We start from the raw sequence: 18,159 nt of genomic DNA, 5'->3' as shown, positions 1-18,159 counted from the left end.
CCATCAGAGTAATTTTTGATGGATTTTTTATTTTAAGATTGTTTTTCAAAGAGAAATTCATGTTAAAAATTTCTCTCCTATAATTCCACTTCAAAAAAACTCCATATATTTGGCTTTAATTAAACCTATTAAAACTATGAACTTTAATTCTAAAAATCCATTTTTAAGCGATAAGCGTTTTTCATCAAATGCAGTTTCTAAAGCGGAAGCAAACGGATCGCAGATTATTGATTACAATCAGGAAATGACTTTGTCTGGAACCATAAATAAAACAGCGATTTTGTTTTTAATTTTATGTGCTGGTGCAATGGTTACTTGGTGGATGGCTTTTAACGGAATGAATCCGATTATTCCATCTATTGGAGGAGCTATTGTTGGTTTTATTTTGGTATTGGTTGCTGCTTTTAAACCTCATCTTTCACCTTATTTAGCGCCAGGTTATGCTCTATTTGAAGGTTTATTTATCGGTGGTATATCTGCTATTTTCGAATTAAGATTCCCGGGAATTGTTCTTAATGCAGTTGGGGCAACACTAGTAACTTTTTTAGTTTGCCTTGGATTATACAAATTCAAGATTGTTAAAGTAACAGAGCAATTTAAATCTGTTGTAATTGCTGCAACATTGGCTATTGCTACTTACTATCTAATTTCTTGGCTGGCTTCGTTAATTTTTAACTTCACACCTGTTCATTACGGAAACGGAATGATGAGCATTGGTATCAGCGTTTTTGTTATTATTATAGCTGCTCTAAACTTGTTCTTAGACTTTGATCAAATTGAAAGAGGTGTTCAGGAAAGAATGCCAAAATTTATGGAATGGTTTGGTGCAATGGGACTTATGATTACACTAGTTTGGTTGTATATTGAGTTCTTAAGACTTTTATCAAAAATTGCGAGCAAAGACTAAAATCTTTTAAACATAATTCTAAGCCCTTTTGAGTAAAATCAAAAGGGCTTTTTTATTTCTCTACACTATTTTTTTGTTTAAGTTATCTTCAACAAAAAAAGAAAATGATTCTTTTTAAAATAAAAAACTAAATTATTTCTTACAAAATAAATTGTGTAACTTTTTTGTAATCAAATTTTTTAGAAATTACTCAATAATCTTTACTTCATTTTACAGAATTCGTAAACATCAATGTTTGCAATATATTTCAACAAAAACAAAATGTGTAATAAATTACAATTCATGCAATTTATTACATTTTTATCATTATAATTAGACTTAACAATTATAATCCTCTTTTTTAAGCTAAAAAAATTACATAATTAAGAATTAATAAATACATTTGTGTAATCGATTACAATTAAACCACTTGTACCGACAGCAAAACCACTTGCTTATTTATTAACTATCTTAAACCAAACAATTATGAAAAAAAACCTACTTTTCGTAGCCGTCTTTCTCATGACGGCTCAACTATGGGCACAATCTGTTACAATCAATGAAGCTTCTGGCTGGCTTGAATCTGTATTTGTGAAATGGCAGCCTGTGAGCGGCGCCCAAACCTACAATGTTTATTACACTGGAAACGGATTTACAGACAAAAAAATTGACGATCAGCTTATTAGAAGTTACGGCACTTATTTTCGTGCAGATATTCCAGGTCTTAAAGCCGGTACTTATACCGTAAAAGTAAAACCTGTAGTTTCTGGCATAGAAGGAAGTGGTGCAACTACTGGAAATTTGACCGTTGCTGCACAAGACAGAAACGGATTTGCTTTTGAAGGGGGCAGAGTTCCCGGAGGTTATAAAGCTGACGGAACTCCAAAAGACAATGCTGTAATTCTTTATATTACCCAAAATACCAAGAACACCATTTCGATGAATATTACGGGTGCTAGTTCTAACCCGTGCATTGGATTACAGAATATTTTGTACGCAATAAAAAAAGGAAAAGACACACGTCCGTTTATCATTCGTTTAATCGGAAATATTACTGACATGACCGTGATGGAAGGCGGCGATGTTGTAATAGAAAACAATAACAATGCTGCGAGTTATGTTACACTTGAAGGTATTGGTAATGATGCTGTTGCTAATGGTTGGGGCGTTCGCCTTAAATCGGCTTCGAATATTGAAGTAAGCAATCTCGGATTTATGAACTGCAACAGTACTGCGGGCGATAACGTCGGAATGCAGCAGGACAATGATCACGTTTGGGTGCACAATTGTGATTTGTTTTACGGAAATGCAGGAAGCGACGCGGACCAAATAAAGGGTGACGGAGCATTAGACAATAAAACTTCAACTTACATTACCCTATCTTACAATCATTTTTGGGACAATGGAAAAGCAAGTCTTTTAGGTTTAAGTGAAGGAACCACTTCTGGGCTTTATATAACCTATCATCACAATTGGTTTGACCACTCTGATTCCCGCCATCCAAGAGTACGTTACTACTCAGCTCACATTTACAACAACTATTTTGATGGTGTTGCTAAATATGGTTCGGGTTCAACACTGGGGTCTTCCCTATTTGTTGAAGGGAACTACTTTAGAAATAGTAAACACCCAATGCTGACATCATTACAAGGAACAGACATTTGGGACGAAGCCAACCAAGTAAATAACGCCGGAACAATGGGAACTTTCTCTGGTGAAGCTGGCGGCAGCATCAAAGCATTCAATAATACTTTTGATGCCTCAAACGGTACCAACAATATGCGATTTGTAGCTTATAATGACCCGAATCCTTTGTACAATATCTCAGGAAAAATTAGTTCTACCACAGACTTTGACGCTTATGTTGCTTCAACGAGAGGAGAAGTAGTGAGCAGTTCTGTAAAATCAAAATCTGGGGCAAACACTTATAATAATTTTGATACTGATGCTGCTTTGTATGTTAAAAACTTAGTGGTAGACTCGCCAGCTGCTGCTAAAACCAAAACAACTCAATATGCTGGACGTGTTTCGGGAGGAGATTTGCAATGGACTTTTAACAATGCAACAGATGATACTTCATCATTAGTAATTACAGCCCTAAAATCGGCACTTACCAATTATACAGGAACTTTAGTTGCGGTACAAGGAGAAGGAAATCCGCCTGCTGGAAGTCAGACTTTAACTTCTACAGCAAATAACAATCAAACTGTTGTGGCAGGAACTGCAATTGCTTCTATCGTATTTACATGGGGCAGCGATGCAACCGACGCAACTGTTACAGGTTTACCAGCTTCTGGTTTAAGTTTTGTTAAAAACACAACGGCTAAAACTATTACTATTACAGGAACACCAACTGCAACTGTTTCATATTCAATTGCAACAACCGGAACCAGCGGTTCGCCTGCAACGGGATCTGGAACCATAACCGTAACACCTGCAGGAACGCAAACCTTAACTTCTACAGGAAATAACAGCCAGACAGTTTCTTCAGGAACTGCTATTGCGAATATCGTTTTTACTTGGGGAGGTAATGCCACAGATGCTTCAGTTACAGGTTTACCAGCTTCTGGGTTAACTTTTGTTAAAAACACAACGGCAAAAACAATCACGATCAGCGGGACGCCTACAGCAAATGTATCGTACTCTATTGCCACTTCTGGAACTGCTGGAACACCAATAACAGCTTCTGGAACAATAACGGTTACAACGGGTTCGGGCGGCGGAAGCGAGCTTCATAACTTTACAACTTCTGGAAAAACCAGCTCATTTTACTCTATCACAGGAAATATCAATTCGACACCAGGATCTGTAACTTACAACGGACTAACACTAACAGAGCGTTTAAAAATTGAGTCAAGCACTTCAATTACTTATACCACAACTAGTGCTTCTACACTGACTTTAGTTTTTGACGCAAGTTTTACAGGGACAATAAAAGTGGATAATGTTTCTTACACCGCTTCTGCTGGAATCGTTACTGCCTCTATTCCTGCAGGATCACATACTATTACAAAAGGTTCTGTTGCTAACTTGTTCTACATCAGCACGGTTTATGGCGGTACTTTAAAAACCGCAAATGCAGCAGAATCGACAACTTTTGAAGAAAATTCAAAAATCATATTGTATCCAAATCCTGTTTCAAGTACTTTATATTTGTCAGATTCAAATCAGAAAGTCGAAAAAGTTTTGATTTACAATATGTCTGGAAATTTAGTAATTACATCTGGAAAATCTGAAAGTATCGATTTGAGCGGTTTAATTTCTGGAACGTATTTGGCCAAAATTTACACTTCGGATGGATCATTCAACCAAACTCTAATAAAAAAATAAAACTACCTAAAAAGGCTTCCAATGTTGGAAGCCTTTTTTAAATATTCTATTTATTTCTGTGCCTAAACGCTTTCTGCTGACTCATTTTATCAAACTCTCTAAAACATCCTTTTATAGTTTCCAGATTAAAAAACACAAACCATAACATACCAATAAAAATAGTAAGCCAGCTGTAGATTATTTTTACACTTGAAACCTCTGAATTTGAGGTATAAAAAACTATCGTTGGAAGAATTGCAATGATTAACGTTAATCCCAAAGACAATAACAAGGGGTTAATAATAAAACTAATAAACGAAGTCAAACCTATTTTTCTCAAAATGGCAGCTAAGAACAACAATCCAACAATACTGAAAATAATAATTGCGAACCCATAAATCAATACCTGATCCTGCATAGTATTAATTTCTTTCTCGTATCCAAAAAAAGTATTAAAATTGAACTCCATCGTATTTTTTCTGATCTGGTGTAACATCAAACAAAGCTTGAGCTTTATAACCGGCTGCTTTGGCTAAAATAAAATTTGGAAACTCCTCGATTCCTATATTATACAAATTTACGCTGTCATTAAAAAACTCTCTTCTGTCGGCTATTTTATCTTCCATTTGAGAAACTCTCTTTTGAAGTTCTAAGAAATTGGTATTAGAAGAAAGGGTTGGATAATTCTCTGAAACAGAAAACAGATTCTTCAATGTCTTCGAAAATTCATTAGCGTTTTCAACTTTATCTGCCACGCTCTTAGAATTCAAAAAATCGGTTCTTAATTTGGTAAGACTTGTTAAAATTGCGGTTTCATGTTCCATAAATTTAGAAGCAATCTTTACCAGTTCGGGAACTTCGTCGGCTCTCTGCATCAGAATAACGTCAATGTTTCGAAAGGCTTTTTCGTAATTGTTTTTAAGCATTACAAGCTTGTTGTAAATTCTAATAAAAAAGTTTAAAAATACAATAAGTAATAATACTCCGATGATTAATGCAATATTTTGAATAGTCATGTTTATTAGTTTAAAATGATATAGATAAGTATAAGTGAAATAAAGAATATGGTAATTAAAAAGGAATCTAATAATGGTTTGAATTTATTTCTAAAAGAAATACTGCGCGGTTCTGCAATGCCAAAAATGCTGTCTTCATTTCCTTTCTGTATCATAACATTTCCCTTATCAGAGCCTGCATATCCTATTAAAAACATATAATCATTGTCATGCAGATAGGTTTCTGTATATCTGGTTTTTCCTCCAAATTGATTATCTATACGATCAAAAAAATATTCCAGTCCTTCCCCATGTACCACAACAGAACCTGTTTCGTCTTTTATTTTAAATTTACCCGTTTTAACTTCGCTAAAAATAGTACTGTAGCTTGTTTTTCCATCATCATCCGGCGGACTCTCTTTTTCTATCTTATAAGAATATCCGATACAGGGCTTTTTAAAATAAGGCGAAATGATGGGTTCTATTTGCTCCAGATCTCCTTCAACCTCAACTAATCCCATAGCTGCCGAGCCAATTTTAGAAGTTGGCAATACCGCCTGCATTCTGAAAAATTTACTTTTAGTGCTGGGAAAAAATATGTTTTTTATGATAAGGAAACCTGGAATAATTAAGAATAAAAGCTTTAAATTTTCGCTTATCGCTAAATAATAAAAAGTTCCTCCAATTGAAACTAGAATAAGTAATCCCAATACTTTTTGACCGAATGTGGTCTTAGGAATATTATGTTGTCTATTGAATTTTTCCCGCTCTAACCGATCTTCTTTACGCCCTCTAATGCCCGTATAAATCATTCCAATAAAGGCAAATATAAAAACCGAAATAAACAAAAGAAGTACCACGGCAAGCGGATAATGATCGTCAGCCAAATAACTGACACCAACAAAAAGCGGGTCGAAAACAAAGAAAAGCCACCCCGGAAACTTTAAATCAAAAAGCCCTGCAAATATAACGGTATGAAATAATGCAATGCCGCAACTAAAAAGCATCAGAAAAATAACTTCGGGAGCTTCTGCTTTGTTTTGGACTAAAAAATCAAAAAAATCATTCATATAAATTTAGTAATTAAATCTCAGGCATTTTAAAATACAATTTCAACATTTTTAGAAAGCAACCTTCTTATTTTTGCCCGTTCTGTATCAGAAATTGGGTTGTTACTTAAATCAATGCCTATCAACTGCTGTAATTTGTTAATTTCGTTTGGAAGCTCAGTAATCTCATTATGAGACAAAACAAGAAATTTTAGGTGTCGAAACTTCAAAATCTCTTCTGGAAGCATCTTTAAATTGGTATTTGATAAGTTCAATTCTATAACTAATTCTGGCTGTAATTTTGCTTTTTCAAGATTGTCAAAAGTTGTTTTTTCTTTCTTTTCAGATTCTTTATTTCGGATAAAAAGTCCAAATGCAGCAATAATAAGAGAGGCTACAAAAAAGATACACAAAAAAGCCACCCATATCGGATCATCATTTTTCTCGGTGGTAAACAATCTCATGTAAGCGTAATAAGCTAATCCGCCAAACAATACTAAAAACAAACCTGCAAATATTAGGTACAAAAGATATTTGAAAATCGAAAAAATAAAACGCTTCCCTTTCGATGTATCTTTTACAAAAACAAAATACAGAATAAATAACAAAATGATACACCAGAAAACGGCTGCACCCATTTGTGCGTATGTATTACCGCTTTCAATGATCGTAAAAGTAAAAGCAGTCGGAAACATTAATACAAACCATATAAGAAATGCGGTAAGTCCTATAGACAAACACCCCGGCTTATTTTGTTTTTTTGAAGATTTAAGCCAAAAGTAGGCGATAAGGAATGATAAAAAGATTAATGCGATAAATGCATATCCAAAAGGTGTAAGTCCTGCCAAAAAAAGTAATGCCATTTTTAATTTTTCTATTTACCACTCTGCATAAGGCAGCTTTTCTAAAATCTCTTCAGGATTATCACGAACAAAAAGCGGTGCTGTTTTTAATTTGAAACTTTTAATTTGATGTTCACTCGGCATGCTGTCATGCAGCGTATTGGTTACTTCATGATCAACTTTTCCAGAAACAAGATCATATTGGCTTGACAAATGAGAACCAGCACCAGCATAAAAAGTTTCAATTTTAACAAGAACCAACTCGTTGTTTACATATTTATACACTGTTTCTCTTGAACCAGCAGGCCCCACGTTCTGAAGCATAATATGAAGTTTTTTCTCATTATCTATAGAAATTTCTTCAGAATCATTAAAATCACCATCACGTAATGCTTCCCATGAAATATCTTGCAATTTATATTCTCCTGATCTTTGCTGCAAAAGCACCAATACTGCTCGATCATCTGTATTATTGTATTTATTCTGCAGTACAATTACAATATCTTTGAGTGTATCGTCATTTAAAAAACCTTCTGCTTTCATTTTTATTTCGCAGGGTTCTAACACAAAAGCTTCTGCATTTTTTCCTGATTTTGGAAAATCGAGCTGTTTCAGGTTTATTTCTTCACTTTCATAACCTTCATATTCTCCTTCATAAACTTCCTGATTCAAAGTGTCTTTATTTACTGCAGCGGCTTTAATTTTTGCTTCTGGTTTTTTAGTACAGCTTAGTGCACAGAGTACTGCTGCCAAAAAAATTGTTTTGTATCTCATCAACTCCAAGTTTTACCAAACTTATGTAATTTACTACAATATCATGCATAAAAAAGGCCGTTATTTTCAAAAGAAATGAAAAAAAACGGCCTCAAAAAATTTATTAGAATCGTTACAAATCAAACTTTATTCCTTGTGCTAAAGGAAGATTTGTTGTATAATTAATAGTATTGGTTTGACGGCGCATGTAAATTTTCCAAGCGTCAGACCCAGATTCGCGTCCGCCGCCAGTCTCTTTTTCACCGCCAAAAGCACCTCCGATTTCCGCACCCGACGTTCCGATATTGACATTCGCAATACCACAGTCTGAACCTACAACCGATAAAAATCTTTCAGCTTCTCGAAGATTGTTTGTCATGATTGCAGATGATAAACCTTGAGCTACACCGTTTTGCAATTCTATCGCATTATCAACCTCTCCAGAATATTTTATTAAATACAACACTGGGGCAAAAGTCTCATGCTGTACAATTTCAAAAGAATTTTTAGCTTCTGCAATTGCTGGTTTTACATAACAACCGCTTTCATAACCTTCTCCAGAAAGCACACCGCCTTCAACCAAAATAGTACCGCCTTCAGCTGTAACTTTATTTAAAGCATTGGCATACATTTCAACCGCATGAACGTCAATAAGCGGTCCGACATGATTGTTTTCGTCAAGCGGATTTCCGATTCTTAATTGTTTATACGCAGCAACTAATGCTTCTTTTACTTTATCGTAGATACTTTCGTGAATGATTAATCTTCGAGTTGATGTACAACGCTGTCCTGCCGTTCCTACAGCTCCAAAAACTGCGCCTATTACTGTCATTTTGATATCTGCATCCGGCGTTACAATTATGGCGTTGTTGCCGCCCAATTCTAACAACGATTTACCTAAACGACCCGCAACTTCTTTTGCCACAATTTTACCCATTCTCGTTGATCCAGTTGCTGAAATAAGCGGAATACGGGTATCTTTCGTCAACAGCTCACCTATTGTATAATCTCCGTTTACTAAGCAGGAAATTCCTTCAGGAAGATTGTTTTCTTTTAAAACCTGAGCAATAATATTCTGGCAGGCAATACCGCACAAAGGTGTTTTTTCTGAAGGTTTCCAAACGCATACATCACCAGAAATCCAAGCCAAAGCCGTGTTCCAAGACCAAACTGCAACCGGGAAATTAAAAGCCGAAATAATTCCGACAACTCCCAGCGAATGATATTGCTCGTACATTCTGTGTCCAGGTCTTTCTGAATGCATTGTAAGTCCGTGAAGCTGACGCGAAAGTCCGACCGCAAAATCACAGATATCGATCATTTCCTGAACTTCTCCGTAACCTTCCTGCAATGATTTTCCCATTTCATAAGAAACGAGTTTTCCTAAAGCTTCTTTATTTTGTCTCAATTTTTCTCCAAACTGACGAACGATTTCACCTCTTTGAGGTGCTGGCATTACTCTAAAAGATTTAAAAGCCTCGGTTGCCGACTGCATTACTTTTTCGTAATCTGCAACAGTTGATGTTTTTACTGAAGCAATCAATTTTCCGTCAACTGGCGAATAACTGTCTAGGATTTCTCCAGACGCAAAATTATTAGATCCGGTTGATGTTCCTTCATTTATCTTTTTGATGCCCAATTTTTCTAGAGCTTCATCCATTCCAAATTGTGATGCTATTGTTGTCATTGTAACTTTTGTGGTTAAAATTGTTATATTTTATTGTAAAGATATTATTTCGAAGTGAATTAAAACATTCTTACAGCGTAATTCCAAAATAAATTTAAAGTAAATTTAGAGCTATTTTACATCAATTTAAAAACTAGATTACACTTTATTACTGAGAAATATTGACCTTTGCATTAAAAATTAGGAAAACATGACTTTTTTAAATCGCATCTTACTTTGTACATTTTTTATTTCAATAACTGCAATTGCTCAAAATAACGTAAAATCATCTTTTCAAGTTATTCCACTTGGCGTAAAAGGCGGTATTGACGAAAAAAATCTTTCTGCCTATTTATTAGCGCCAACCGATTCCAAAGATTTTATTTGTCTGGATGCGGGAACTCTAAATGCAGGAATCGAAAAAGCAATTGAAAAGAAAACATTTAAAGTTTCGACAAGCGAAGTTTTACGCAAATACATAAAAGGATATCTTATCTCTCATGCGCATTTAGACCATGTTTCTGGCTTGATTATCAATTCGCCTGCTGATTCTTCTAAAACTGTTTATGCCACTAACAAATGCATGGAAATGATGGAAAACCATTATTTTAATGATCAGACTTGGGCCAATTTTGGAGATGCCGGGCTAGGTTTTCCATTAAAAAAATACCATTTTCAAACTTTAAATAGTAATGAAGAAACTGCTCTTGCAAATACTTCTATGACGGTAAAAGCTTTTCCATTAAGTCACGTAAATCCCTTTGAGAGTACTGCTTTTTTAGTTAAAAATAAGGATTCATATGCCTTATATCTTGGCGACACAGGACCTGATGAAGTTGAAAAAAGTGACGCTCTTAAAAATTTATGGACAGTGGCTGCACCTTTAATTCAAGAGAAAAAACTGAAAGGAATTTTAATCGAAGTTTCTTTCCCGAATGAACAGCCGGATAAATTCTTATTTGGTCATTTAACTCCAAATTATTTAATGAAAGAACTTCATGTTTTAGAAGATTTAGCCGGAAAAGGTTCTCTAAAAGGTTTAAAAATTATCATTACACATTTGAAACCACCAGCAAAAAATATTGCAAAAATTAAAGAACAGCTTAAAAACCAAAATGATTTGGGAGTACAGATTATTTATCCTGAACAGGGCAAAAAGTTCGAATTGTAAAACTACAATTTGTAGGTTATTTTTTATATTTGCCGAATAATCAAATTCTATTAATGAAAATTATTTGGTCTAAAAAAGCGAAATACAACTTTGATCAGATTCAAAATTATTTGGAACAATCTTGGTCTCCATTTGTAACTCAAAAATTCGTCAATGATGTCTTAAACGTTCTTGTTTTATTAGAAAATAATCCTTTGCTTGGAAAATACAATCCAAAATTAAAATGTAGAAGTATCGTAATTTCAAAAAATATTACTTTGTACTATGAACTAACACATCACTATATCGAATTAATCACTTTTTATAACAGCCGGCAAAAACCTATAGATTTAACCAATTTATGATTTAAATAAAATTTTTTCTTTTTAATTCTGCCAGCACTTCTTCATGGGTTATAAAATCTCCATTTTTTATATCCCGTTTTCCCTGTTCAATATCTGCTTTCAATTCTAACATATAATTTTCTTCTGGCGAAATAATTTTTGCTATCTGAAGTATTTCATCTGGAGTAAAAGATTGTGCCTTTAGTTTGCGATAAAATGTAGGACTTGGAATACCCGTTTTTTCAATAATATAGTTCTTTTTGAATGGTGATTCATTCATTAAATTTTCTAGATTACTTACAATCCTCTTATATGTGATAATTTCCTGTATCATTTTTGATATTTTTTCACTTCATCAATGATGCAAATATAACGAATATGTTATAAAATATTATTTCTTCGCCACAAATCTAGGATCACTTTCCATAACAGTACCGCAATTATCGCAGGTTCTTAATTCTTCTGAATTGTAGAAATGTTCGAAATGAGGCAGGAAGTCTTTTTCGATATTATGAAGTTCAAAATAGACTTCGTACAATTTATGATTGCAATTGTCACAGTGCCAAAGCAAACCATCTGTATAGCCTTTGCCCGCGCGTTTACGCTCGATTACCAAACCAATTGAACCTTCTGAACGAACAGGAGAATGCGGCACTTTTGCAGGATGCAGGTACATATCGCCGGCATTTAGTTCCATTTCTTTGCGCTCGCCGTCTTCTTGGATTACTACTTTTATACTTCCTTCAAGCTGGTAAAAAAGTTCTTCGGTTTCGTTATAATGATAGTCTTTTCGGGCATTTGGCCCCGCTACGATCATCACGATATAATCGCCAGAATCTACGTAAAGGTTTTTATTCCCAACTGGTGGTTTTAGTAAGTGTCGATTTTCGTCAATCCACTTGGTAAGATTGAAAGGTTTTGCAATTCCCATTTTTTTTAGTACTAATTATAAAAGCTAAGTTACTAAAAAGTATTCAGTGTTGAGTATTTTTAGTGTTCGGTCTCATCTTGAATATTAAAAATACTGACCCCCTCACCTAACTTCTTTTACCAAATAAATATATACTGGAAAATGATCGCTAAAACCTACTTCTTTCTGGCTGTGCCGTAACGGATATCCTTTATATCGTCCTGTTGTCTGAATGAGATATGCGCGATTGAAAATGCCGGCTTTCCAAAATTTATAAGTCGAAGACTCTGGGTTTATAAAAGGCTCTGTCATTATAATCTGGTCAAAAACATTCCAAGAATCACGATACGCAATTGTTCCCATTCCTTTATCTGCCATTTCTTCAAAAGGATTGAAAACGCCAAATTCTGAAACTTCCGATTTCTTTGCTTTTGCTTCTAAAATGTTTTTCACACTTTTATTTAGTGGCCCGTCATTAAAATCGCCCATCGTAATGACTTTGGCTTTTGGATTTATATTTTGCAGTGAATCGATAATTTTTCTATTCAATTGTGCCGCTGCTTCCCGAAACGGACTGCTGGCTTTTTCTCCTCCCGATCGCGACGGCCAGTGATTGACAATGATATGAATTTCTTCTCCTTCGAGAAAACCCGAAACTAAAAGCTGGTCTCGAGTAAAAACACGGTTTTTATTAATCGTCTTTGTTTCAATACTATCATTCAAAACATCATTTTGTTCTTCTTTCTTTTCAAAAGCTTTTTTATAAATAATCAGCGGTATACTTGAAAATGAAGTGGGACGGAAATACTTTTTTTGATACAATAATGCTACATCAATACCTCGGCGGTCGGGTGAATCGAAATGAACAATCCCGAAATCATAAGACTGCAATTTTGAATCTTTAATCAAATCTTCTAAAACTCCCCTGTTTTCGATTTCACCGCCCCCAATGATTGTTGGTGCGTTCGGATTTTCTGGCGTACCGATTTCAGATATAACCCTTGCCAGGTTTTTTACTTTTTGCTGATACTTTTCTTCTGTCCAATGCTGTGCGCCATTGGGTGTCCATTCGTCGTCATTGATAATAGGATCGTCAACGCTGTCGTAGAAGTTTTCGAAATTATAAAAGGCAACGGTATGAATTGTATATTTTTTGGACTGCGATTGAATCGGAATCGTGAAAAGAAGAACTAAGAAATAAAATCTAACAAATGACATCTATTTTATGTTTTAAAAAATGCTGCAATTTAGTGAATTTGTTTTTTTTTGTAAGAATTTTATATTGTTTGTTTTTTGTTTTTATCTTCGTAATTCGCAAAATCTCTTTGTAACTTGCCATCAAAATCTTACCACATTTAAATGCAAAAAAATCTTGTTTTTCTTTTTTTCTTTAGTTTTTTATGGACTTTCTATGGTCAAAAAAATAGTGCTTTTGCTGACAGTATTAGAATTAAACACAACATTCCTGAATTGTCTTATGCTGTTGTTTCTTCCGATTCGATACTCGAAATTCAAGCTTTAGGTTATCAACGTATTAATGCAGCGGCAAAAGCAGATATTGATGATAAATTTCGATTAGGTTCGTTAACAAAAACTGTTACCAGTTATATTGCTGCCATTTTGGTAAAGCAGGGAAAACTGAAATGGGACACCAATTTTTTCGATTTATATCCAGAACTAAAAGCGCAAAGTAATCCAAGATACTACGACTTCACTCTAAGAGATTTCATCACTTTTAGAGCCAATATTCCAACTTGGTCTTACGGAAATACGACACTAGCAGAAAAAGAAATTAAAGGCAATGACCAACAGCAGCGTTATGAATTTATTGCTTGGTTTTTTAAACAAAATAAAGTGCTTTCAGAGAAGCAAGATGTATATTATTCCAATATGAGTTATGTTGCTGCCGGTCTCATGCTGGAAAAAGCGGCAGGGAAAAGCTATGAGAAGTTGGTAAAAGAATTGGGCGATGAATTAAGTATCAATTTTGGTTTTGGACAACCCAATTTATTAAATCAAAATCAGCCTTGGGGACATGATGAAAACTTAATCCCAGAAAAGCCTGCATTAAATTATAAATTAAACTGGCTCTCATCTGCGGGAAATATAAATAGCAGCCTGCCTGATTATTGCAAATTTACTCAAATGCAATTGCAAGGTTTATTAGGGAAATCAAAGGTACTTTCAAAAGAAGAATTTAATTTGATGCACCATGGCCTATTTGAATTTTCATATGGCTGGTATTCAGAAACAAATAAAAATTCAGATTTACAATATTCATTTCATTACGGAAATCCTGGAACTTTTTTGACCAAAGTGTATATTTGTAAAGCTGTCAACAAAGCTTTTATTATTTTTTGCAATGTACAATCTGAGGAGGCAGACAAAGGATTAATGCTGCTTCTTGAAAAATTACAAAAACAATACGGCGGTTAAATTTTAATCTAAAAAATAATTTATAATTTTAAGTAAAAGATATTATGACAAACATACTTCGATACTTAAAGAAACATTTTACATTTTGTAAAATCCTATTCTTTACTTTTGCCTTACAATCATTCACCTGTTATTCTCAACAAACCATGATAACACCACCTTATTTACAAAAAGGAGATACTGTAGCACTTTTAGCAACAGCAAGAAAAAATATAGACGATAACTTAAAACCTACTATCGATTTACTTCACAGCTGGGGACTAGAAGCCGTTGTAGGTTCTACGATCGGATTAGATTATCACCAATTGGCAGGAACTGATGAGCAAAGAGCTGCCGATTTTCAAAAGCAGTTAGACAATCCAAACATTAAAGCAATTTGGTGCGTTCGAGGCGGTTACGGAACTGTGCGAATGCTGGATTTGTTAGATTTTACAAAATTCAAACAACATCCAAAATGGGTTATTGGGTTTAGTGATGTAACAGTTTTGCACAATCATTTGAATACCATGGGTTACAAATCACTCCATGCTATTATGCCGGTTACCGTTCCTAGAGCAACTCCAGACGCTGTAAGTTCGTTAAAAGCAAGTCTGTTTGGCGAGCCTGTTTCCTATACTATCAGCCCAGCTCCTATGAATCGTTTTGGAAGTGCAACAGGCGAATTGGTCGGCGGTAATTTATCTATTTTATATAGTTTATTAGGTTCGCCTTCTGCAATTGACTGCCGCGCTAAAATTTTATTTATTGAAGATCTAGATGAATATCTTTATCATATCGATAGAATGATGATGAATTTGAAACGTAACGGATGCATCGAAAACCTAAAAGGAATTATCATTGGAGGCATGACAAGCATGAAAGATAACGAAGTGCCATGGGGTAAAAATGCTTTAGAAATTATTGATGATGTCACTAAAAAATACAATATTCCAGTTATTTTTAATTTCCCAGCTGGTCATATTAGAGACAACAGAGCTTTAATAATGGGAAATACCGTTTCTATCGAAGTTACTGCAACAGGAAGCATCGTTACTTTTAAAAAATAATACCAATTTCCATTTCTTTATTATAAAGAAATAAATACCACAATACTTATTATCCCGCAGACGCTAAGTCGCAAAGTTTTTAATTTAATCACTTTGCAACTTAGCGTCTTTGCGTGCTCATTAGTAAGGTTCAAAAACCTGAAACTTGAAACCTGAAACTCGAAACTTGAAACCTGAAACCTGAAACCTGAAACCTGAAACTCGAAACCTGAAACTTGAAACTCGAAACTTGAAACTCGAAACTTGAAACTCGAAACCTGAAACCTGAAACCTGAAACCTGAAACTTAAAACAAAAAAAAATGGCAGAACATAATGAACTTGGAAAAAAAGGAGAAGAACTTGCGGCCGCTCATTTAAAAGAAAATGGATATAAAATTCTAGTCAGAAACTACGTTTTTCAGAAAGCCGAAATAGATATTATTGCACAAAAAGAATCTGTTTTGGCCATTGTCGAAGTAAAGACCAGATCGAGTCTCGATTTTGGCGCGCCACAAGATTTTGTGAAGCCAAAAAAAATTCAATTACTCATTAAAGCAGTAAATGCCTACATAAACGATAGGGAAAAGGATTTTGGAGAAGATTTAGAAATCCGTTTTGACATTGTTGCCGTCCATAAAAACGGGGAATTGTTTGCAATTGAACATCTTACTGATGCATTTTATCATTTTTAACATAATTTTTCAATGTTATAATTGTAACAATTTGTTTTTTTATTTATATTTGCAGAGATTTATAACATCAAAATGTTAAATTAACCAACCAACTAGATTACAAAAAAAAAAAAGATTATGAAAACTGTTTCTTCAATTGTAGAAAATTACATCAAAACAAAACCATTTCTCTTAAATGCATTGTCGCTGGGAATTATCAACCTGACTTCGCTTTCTCGAAACATTATGACGGAATTGGAAAGTGAATTTGGAAAAGAAGTAAAACAAGGCGCTGTTGTAATGTCTTTAAAAAGGCTAACAGAAGAATTGGACTTTAAATTGAATCACAAAATCAATAAAGTAATTAAAAACATTGGAGAAATTACGGTCCGTTCTGAACTTACCGATTACACTTTTGCGGCATCAGAAACTGTCTTAAACAAACAAGCTGATTTAATTTCGGATATCAATGCTTTATCGGATATTTTTTATACTTCATCCCGTGGCGTAAATGAGACTAATATTGTAGTGAGCAGCAGTGTAAATCATTTAGTTGAAAAACACTTTATGAGAGAAAAACTAATTCAGAAATTAGACAATTTAGCTTCTATCACCGTTAAACTACCGAAAGAAAACATCGTAGTTCCGGGTATTTACTATTTCATCTTCCAGCGTTTGGCTTGGGAAGGAATTATTATTAACGAAGTGATTTCGACTTCAAACGAATTTACAATTCTTGTAGGAGAAGATCAAGTTGATGTTGCTTTTAAAGTAATTAAAGACTTGAAAAACTAAAACAAAATAGTTTTAAAAATCATTATAAACAGAATCCTTTTATCTCTTTTTAATTGAAAAGAGTTAAAAGGATTTTTTTGTAAAACAAGATTAACTTCCAAATTCAATTTTTCGCAGATAAGAATATTCTCAAAAGTGAAATCTATAATTCAAATTTATTTCTCAAAAGCGTCAATTTGACACTTACTTGTATAAAAGCCACTTTACAAGGTTTTTTACCTCATCACTACAAAAAACTAACAAAAAATCCGAATTAAGTTTTTTTAGATATGATTTGTTGCGAATAATATTTTTATATATTTGTCACGAAGTCAAATGCAAATTCCTATTTCGATAGTTTAATACCATTAGATTTTAAATAAAAGCGAATTAAATTGTTAGAAGCGAGCGACCATAGTGAAAAATTATTGGTAAGTGAACTCAAAAATGGAAACGAAAAAGCTTTTCGCCAACTTTTTGATTTATACCACCAAGCTATTTATGGTTACAGCATCAGTCTTCTAAAATCGAAAGAGGCGGCAGAAGAGAATGTACAGGATGTTTTTATGAAGGTTTGGCTCAACCGCGAAAGTTTAAATATAGAACAATCTTTTAAAGCTTATATTTTTACCATAGCGAGAAATCAGGCTTTTAATGTTTTAAATAAAGCAGCAAATGAGGAGATCTTAAAAGAAGCTGTTTTTTACGAAAGTCAGAAATCACATGAATACGGAGATTATGCAGTTCGCGAAGCCGATTGTAAAAAACTCCGAAAACAAGCTATAAAACAGCTCCCTCCTAAACGACGGCAGATTTTTAAAATGTCTCGGAAAAAAGGAATGAGCTACGAAGAAATAAGTCAGGAACTCGGAATCTCTATAAATACGGTCCGGAACCAAATGAGTAAAGCGCTCGAATCGATGCGCGGCTTTTTTCAACTTCACGATGAAATTATCTAACCAAAACCACAATAATGCCCTAAAAATCACTCTTTGGAGTGATTTTTTTTTTTTGATTTTAATTATATCTCCCTCTGCTGTCATTTCGACGAAGGAGAAATCTCCGCGAGTAACTCTACAAACTGAATCAAACTTTGCGACGCTCCTTACGGAGATTTCTCCCTTCGATCGAAATGACAAACACGTCGTATTTGCTGCAAAAATCATCTATTTCAAAACATAGCCAAGGTTGAAACCGTAGGCCATGTTCTACAATATTGCGGTTCATCTTTGTCAAGTTTAAAACTTTGACAAAGATTTTTATTCCATTCTAAAAAAAATATTTGTTTTTAATATTCTAAAAATCAAAAACTTACAACCCACAACAACCTTTCAAATGTTAAATTTTA

General features: G+C 34.1%; 18 protein-coding genes. 9 read left to right on the top strand and 9 right to left on the bottom strand.

Going from position 1 to position 18,159, the window contains the following annotated elements; translation table 11 throughout:
• Positions 1 to 136: 136 nt before the first annotated feature.
• Positions 137 to 907, top strand: coding sequence for a Bax inhibitor-1/YccA family protein (locus tag C4F50_RS08825; RefSeq protein ID WP_193846076.1), 771 nt, complete (start codon positions 137 to 139; stop codon positions 905 to 907).
• 465 nt (positions 908 to 1,372) lie between these two features.
• A complete protein-coding gene (locus C4F50_RS08820) occupies positions 1,373 to 4,216 on the top strand; it encodes a pectate lyase family protein (protein ID WP_193846075.1) in 2,844 nt (947 codons plus the stop codon).
• A gap of 46 nt (positions 4,217 to 4,262) precedes the next feature.
• Here C4F50_RS08820 and C4F50_RS08815 read toward each other — a convergent pair whose 3' ends face one another.
• The 6 genes from C4F50_RS08815 to amaB form a co-directional block, all read right to left on the bottom strand.
• Positions 4,263 to 4,664 carry a hypothetical protein gene (locus C4F50_RS08815; RefSeq protein ID WP_193846074.1) on the bottom strand — a complete coding sequence of 134 codons (402 nt, stop codon included), beginning with the start codon at positions 4,662 to 4,664 and terminating at the stop codon, positions 4,263 to 4,265.
• The gene (locus C4F50_RS08810; RefSeq protein ID WP_193846073.1) at positions 4,648 to 5,211 is read right to left on the bottom strand and encodes a LemA family protein; all 564 of its coding nucleotides are present in this window, start codon (positions 5,209 to 5,211) and stop codon (positions 4,648 to 4,650) included. Before C4F50_RS08810 ends, C4F50_RS08815 begins: the two co-directional genes overlap by 17 nt.
• A gap of 5 nt (positions 5,212 to 5,216) precedes the next feature.
• Positions 5,217 to 6,260 carry a hypothetical protein gene (locus C4F50_RS08805; protein ID WP_193846072.1) on the bottom strand — a complete coding sequence of 348 codons (1,044 nt, stop codon included), beginning with the start codon at positions 6,258 to 6,260 and terminating at the stop codon, positions 5,217 to 5,219.
• A 29-nt stretch (positions 6,261 to 6,289) separates the two neighbouring features.
• Positions 6,290 to 7,102 carry a hypothetical protein gene (locus C4F50_RS08800; RefSeq protein ID WP_193846071.1) on the bottom strand — a complete coding sequence of 271 codons (813 nt, stop codon included), beginning with the start codon at positions 7,100 to 7,102 and terminating at the stop codon, positions 6,290 to 6,292.
• A 15-nt stretch (positions 7,103 to 7,117) separates the two neighbouring features.
• Positions 7,118 to 7,855: a hypothetical protein gene (locus C4F50_RS08795; RefSeq protein WP_193846070.1), complete on the bottom strand. Its 738-nt coding sequence runs from the start codon at positions 7,853 to 7,855 to the stop codon at positions 7,118 to 7,120.
• A gap of 112 nt (positions 7,856 to 7,967) precedes the next feature.
• Complete coding sequence (amaB, locus tag C4F50_RS08790) at positions 7,968 to 9,521, bottom strand: L-piperidine-6-carboxylate dehydrogenase (protein WP_193846069.1); 1,554 nt, start codon at positions 9,519 to 9,521, stop codon at positions 7,968 to 7,970.
• Between the two features lie 190 nt (positions 9,522 to 9,711).
• Between amaB and C4F50_RS08785 the strand changes: the two genes are divergently transcribed.
• Together C4F50_RS08785 and C4F50_RS08780 are read left to right on the top strand one after the other, a co-directional pair.
• Complete coding sequence (locus C4F50_RS08785; RefSeq protein ID WP_193846068.1) at positions 9,712 to 10,671, top strand: MBL fold metallo-hydrolase; 960 nt, start codon at positions 9,712 to 9,714, stop codon at positions 10,669 to 10,671.
• A 53-nt stretch (positions 10,672 to 10,724) separates the two neighbouring features.
• On the top strand, positions 10,725 to 11,015 hold the full coding sequence (locus tag C4F50_RS08780) for a type II toxin-antitoxin system RelE/ParE family toxin (RefSeq protein WP_193846067.1): 291 nt from the start codon (positions 10,725 to 10,727) through the stop codon (positions 11,013 to 11,015).
• Between the two features lies 1 nt (position 11,016).
• Here C4F50_RS08780 and C4F50_RS08775 read toward each other — a convergent pair whose 3' ends face one another.
• The 3 genes from C4F50_RS08775 to C4F50_RS08765 all read right to left on the bottom strand — a co-directional run bounded on the left by C4F50_RS08775 (position 11,017) and on the right by C4F50_RS08765 (position 13,122).
• Entirely contained in the window at positions 11,017 to 11,328 is a 312-nt protein-coding gene (locus C4F50_RS08775) for a hypothetical protein (RefSeq protein ID WP_193846066.1), read from the bottom strand.
• Between the two features lie 57 nt (positions 11,329 to 11,385).
• Positions 11,386 to 11,925 (bottom strand): 3-hydroxyanthranilate 3,4-dioxygenase, encoded by a 540-nt coding sequence (locus tag C4F50_RS08770; protein WP_193846065.1) that lies wholly within the window; start codon positions 11,923 to 11,925, stop codon positions 11,386 to 11,388.
• Positions 11,926 to 12,027: 102 nt separating this feature from the next.
• Positions 12,028 to 13,122, bottom strand: a complete 1,095-nt coding sequence (locus C4F50_RS08765) for an endonuclease/exonuclease/phosphatase family protein (RefSeq protein WP_193846064.1) — start codon at positions 13,120 to 13,122, stop codon at positions 12,028 to 12,030.
• Positions 13,123 to 13,263: 141 nt separating this feature from the next.
• Between C4F50_RS08765 and C4F50_RS08760 the strand changes: the two genes are divergently transcribed.
• From C4F50_RS08760 to C4F50_RS08740, 5 genes are all read left to right on the top strand, one after another.
• Positions 13,264 to 14,340 carry a serine hydrolase domain-containing protein gene (locus C4F50_RS08760; protein WP_193846063.1) on the top strand — a complete coding sequence of 359 codons (1,077 nt, stop codon included), beginning with the start codon at positions 13,264 to 13,266 and terminating at the stop codon, positions 14,338 to 14,340.
• Between the two features lie 146 nt (positions 14,341 to 14,486).
• The gene (locus C4F50_RS08755; RefSeq protein ID WP_193846062.1) at positions 14,487 to 15,386 is read left to right on the top strand and encodes a S66 peptidase family protein; all 900 of its coding nucleotides are present in this window, start codon (positions 14,487 to 14,489) and stop codon (positions 15,384 to 15,386) included.
• A gap of 300 nt (positions 15,387 to 15,686) precedes the next feature.
• The gene (locus C4F50_RS08750) at positions 15,687 to 16,058 is read left to right on the top strand and encodes a YraN family protein (RefSeq protein WP_193846061.1); all 372 of its coding nucleotides are present in this window, start codon (positions 15,687 to 15,689) and stop codon (positions 16,056 to 16,058) included.
• A 117-nt stretch (positions 16,059 to 16,175) separates the two neighbouring features.
• The gene (locus tag C4F50_RS08745; protein WP_008466087.1) at positions 16,176 to 16,832 is read left to right on the top strand and encodes a hypothetical protein; all 657 of its coding nucleotides are present in this window, start codon (positions 16,176 to 16,178) and stop codon (positions 16,830 to 16,832) included.
• 374 nt (positions 16,833 to 17,206) lie between these two features.
• Complete coding sequence (locus C4F50_RS08740) at positions 17,207 to 17,770, top strand: RNA polymerase sigma factor (protein ID WP_193846060.1); 564 nt, start codon at positions 17,207 to 17,209, stop codon at positions 17,768 to 17,770.
• Positions 17,771 to 18,159 lie beyond the last annotated feature (389 nt).

The organism is Flavobacterium hungaricum (assembly GCF_015182285.1).
GTDB classification, from domain to species: Bacteria; Bacteroidota; Bacteroidia; order Flavobacteriales; family Flavobacteriaceae; genus Flavobacterium; species Flavobacterium hungaricum.
Note: the sequence above shows the minus strand (reverse complement) of the source record. Positions and strands in the feature narration are given on the sequence as shown.

Bases quoted from the DNA above. Each gene is read 5' to 3' on its own strand.
- C4F50_RS08825 (WP_193846076.1), top strand. From the start codon at position 137: ATGAACTTTAATTCTAAAAATCCATTTTTAAGCGATAAGCGTTTTTCA.
- C4F50_RS08820 (WP_193846075.1), top strand. From the start codon at position 1,373: ATGAAAAAAAACCTACTTTTCGTAGCCGTCTTTCTCATGACGGCTCAA.
- C4F50_RS08815 (WP_193846074.1), bottom strand. From the start codon at position 4,664: ATGGAGTTCAATTTTAATACTTTTTTTGGATACGAGAAAGAAATTAAT.
- C4F50_RS08810 (WP_193846073.1), bottom strand. From the start codon at position 5,211: ATGACTATTCAAAATATTGCATTAATCATCGGAGTATTATTACTTATT.
- C4F50_RS08805 (WP_193846072.1), bottom strand. From the start codon at position 6,260: ATGAATGATTTTTTTGATTTTTTAGTCCAAAACAAAGCAGAAGCTCCC.
- C4F50_RS08800 (WP_193846071.1), bottom strand. From the start codon at position 7,102: ATGGCATTACTTTTTTTGGCAGGACTTACACCTTTTGGATATGCATTT.
- C4F50_RS08795 (WP_193846070.1), bottom strand. From the start codon at position 7,855: ATGAGATACAAAACAATTTTTTTGGCAGCAGTACTCTGTGCACTAAGC.
- amaB (WP_193846069.1), bottom strand. From the start codon at position 9,521: ATGACAACAATAGCATCACAATTTGGAATGGATGAAGCTCTAGAAAAA.
- C4F50_RS08785 (WP_193846068.1), top strand. From the start codon at position 9,712: ATGACTTTTTTAAATCGCATCTTACTTTGTACATTTTTTATTTCAATA.
- C4F50_RS08780 (WP_193846067.1), top strand. From the start codon at position 10,725: ATGAAAATTATTTGGTCTAAAAAAGCGAAATACAACTTTGATCAGATT.
- C4F50_RS08775 (WP_193846066.1), bottom strand. From the start codon at position 11,328: ATGATACAGGAAATTATCACATATAAGAGGATTGTAAGTAATCTAGAA.
- C4F50_RS08770 (WP_193846065.1), bottom strand. From the start codon at position 11,925: ATGGGAATTGCAAAACCTTTCAATCTTACCAAGTGGATTGACGAAAAT.
- C4F50_RS08765 (WP_193846064.1), bottom strand. From the start codon at position 13,122: ATGTCATTTGTTAGATTTTATTTCTTAGTTCTTCTTTTCACGATTCCG.
- C4F50_RS08760 (WP_193846063.1), top strand. From the start codon at position 13,264: ATGCAAAAAAATCTTGTTTTTCTTTTTTTCTTTAGTTTTTTATGGACT.
- C4F50_RS08755 (WP_193846062.1), top strand. From the start codon at position 14,487: ATGATAACACCACCTTATTTACAAAAAGGAGATACTGTAGCACTTTTA.
- C4F50_RS08750 (WP_193846061.1), top strand. From the start codon at position 15,687: ATGGCAGAACATAATGAACTTGGAAAAAAAGGAGAAGAACTTGCGGCC.
- C4F50_RS08745 (WP_008466087.1), top strand. From the start codon at position 16,176: ATGAAAACTGTTTCTTCAATTGTAGAAAATTACATCAAAACAAAACCA.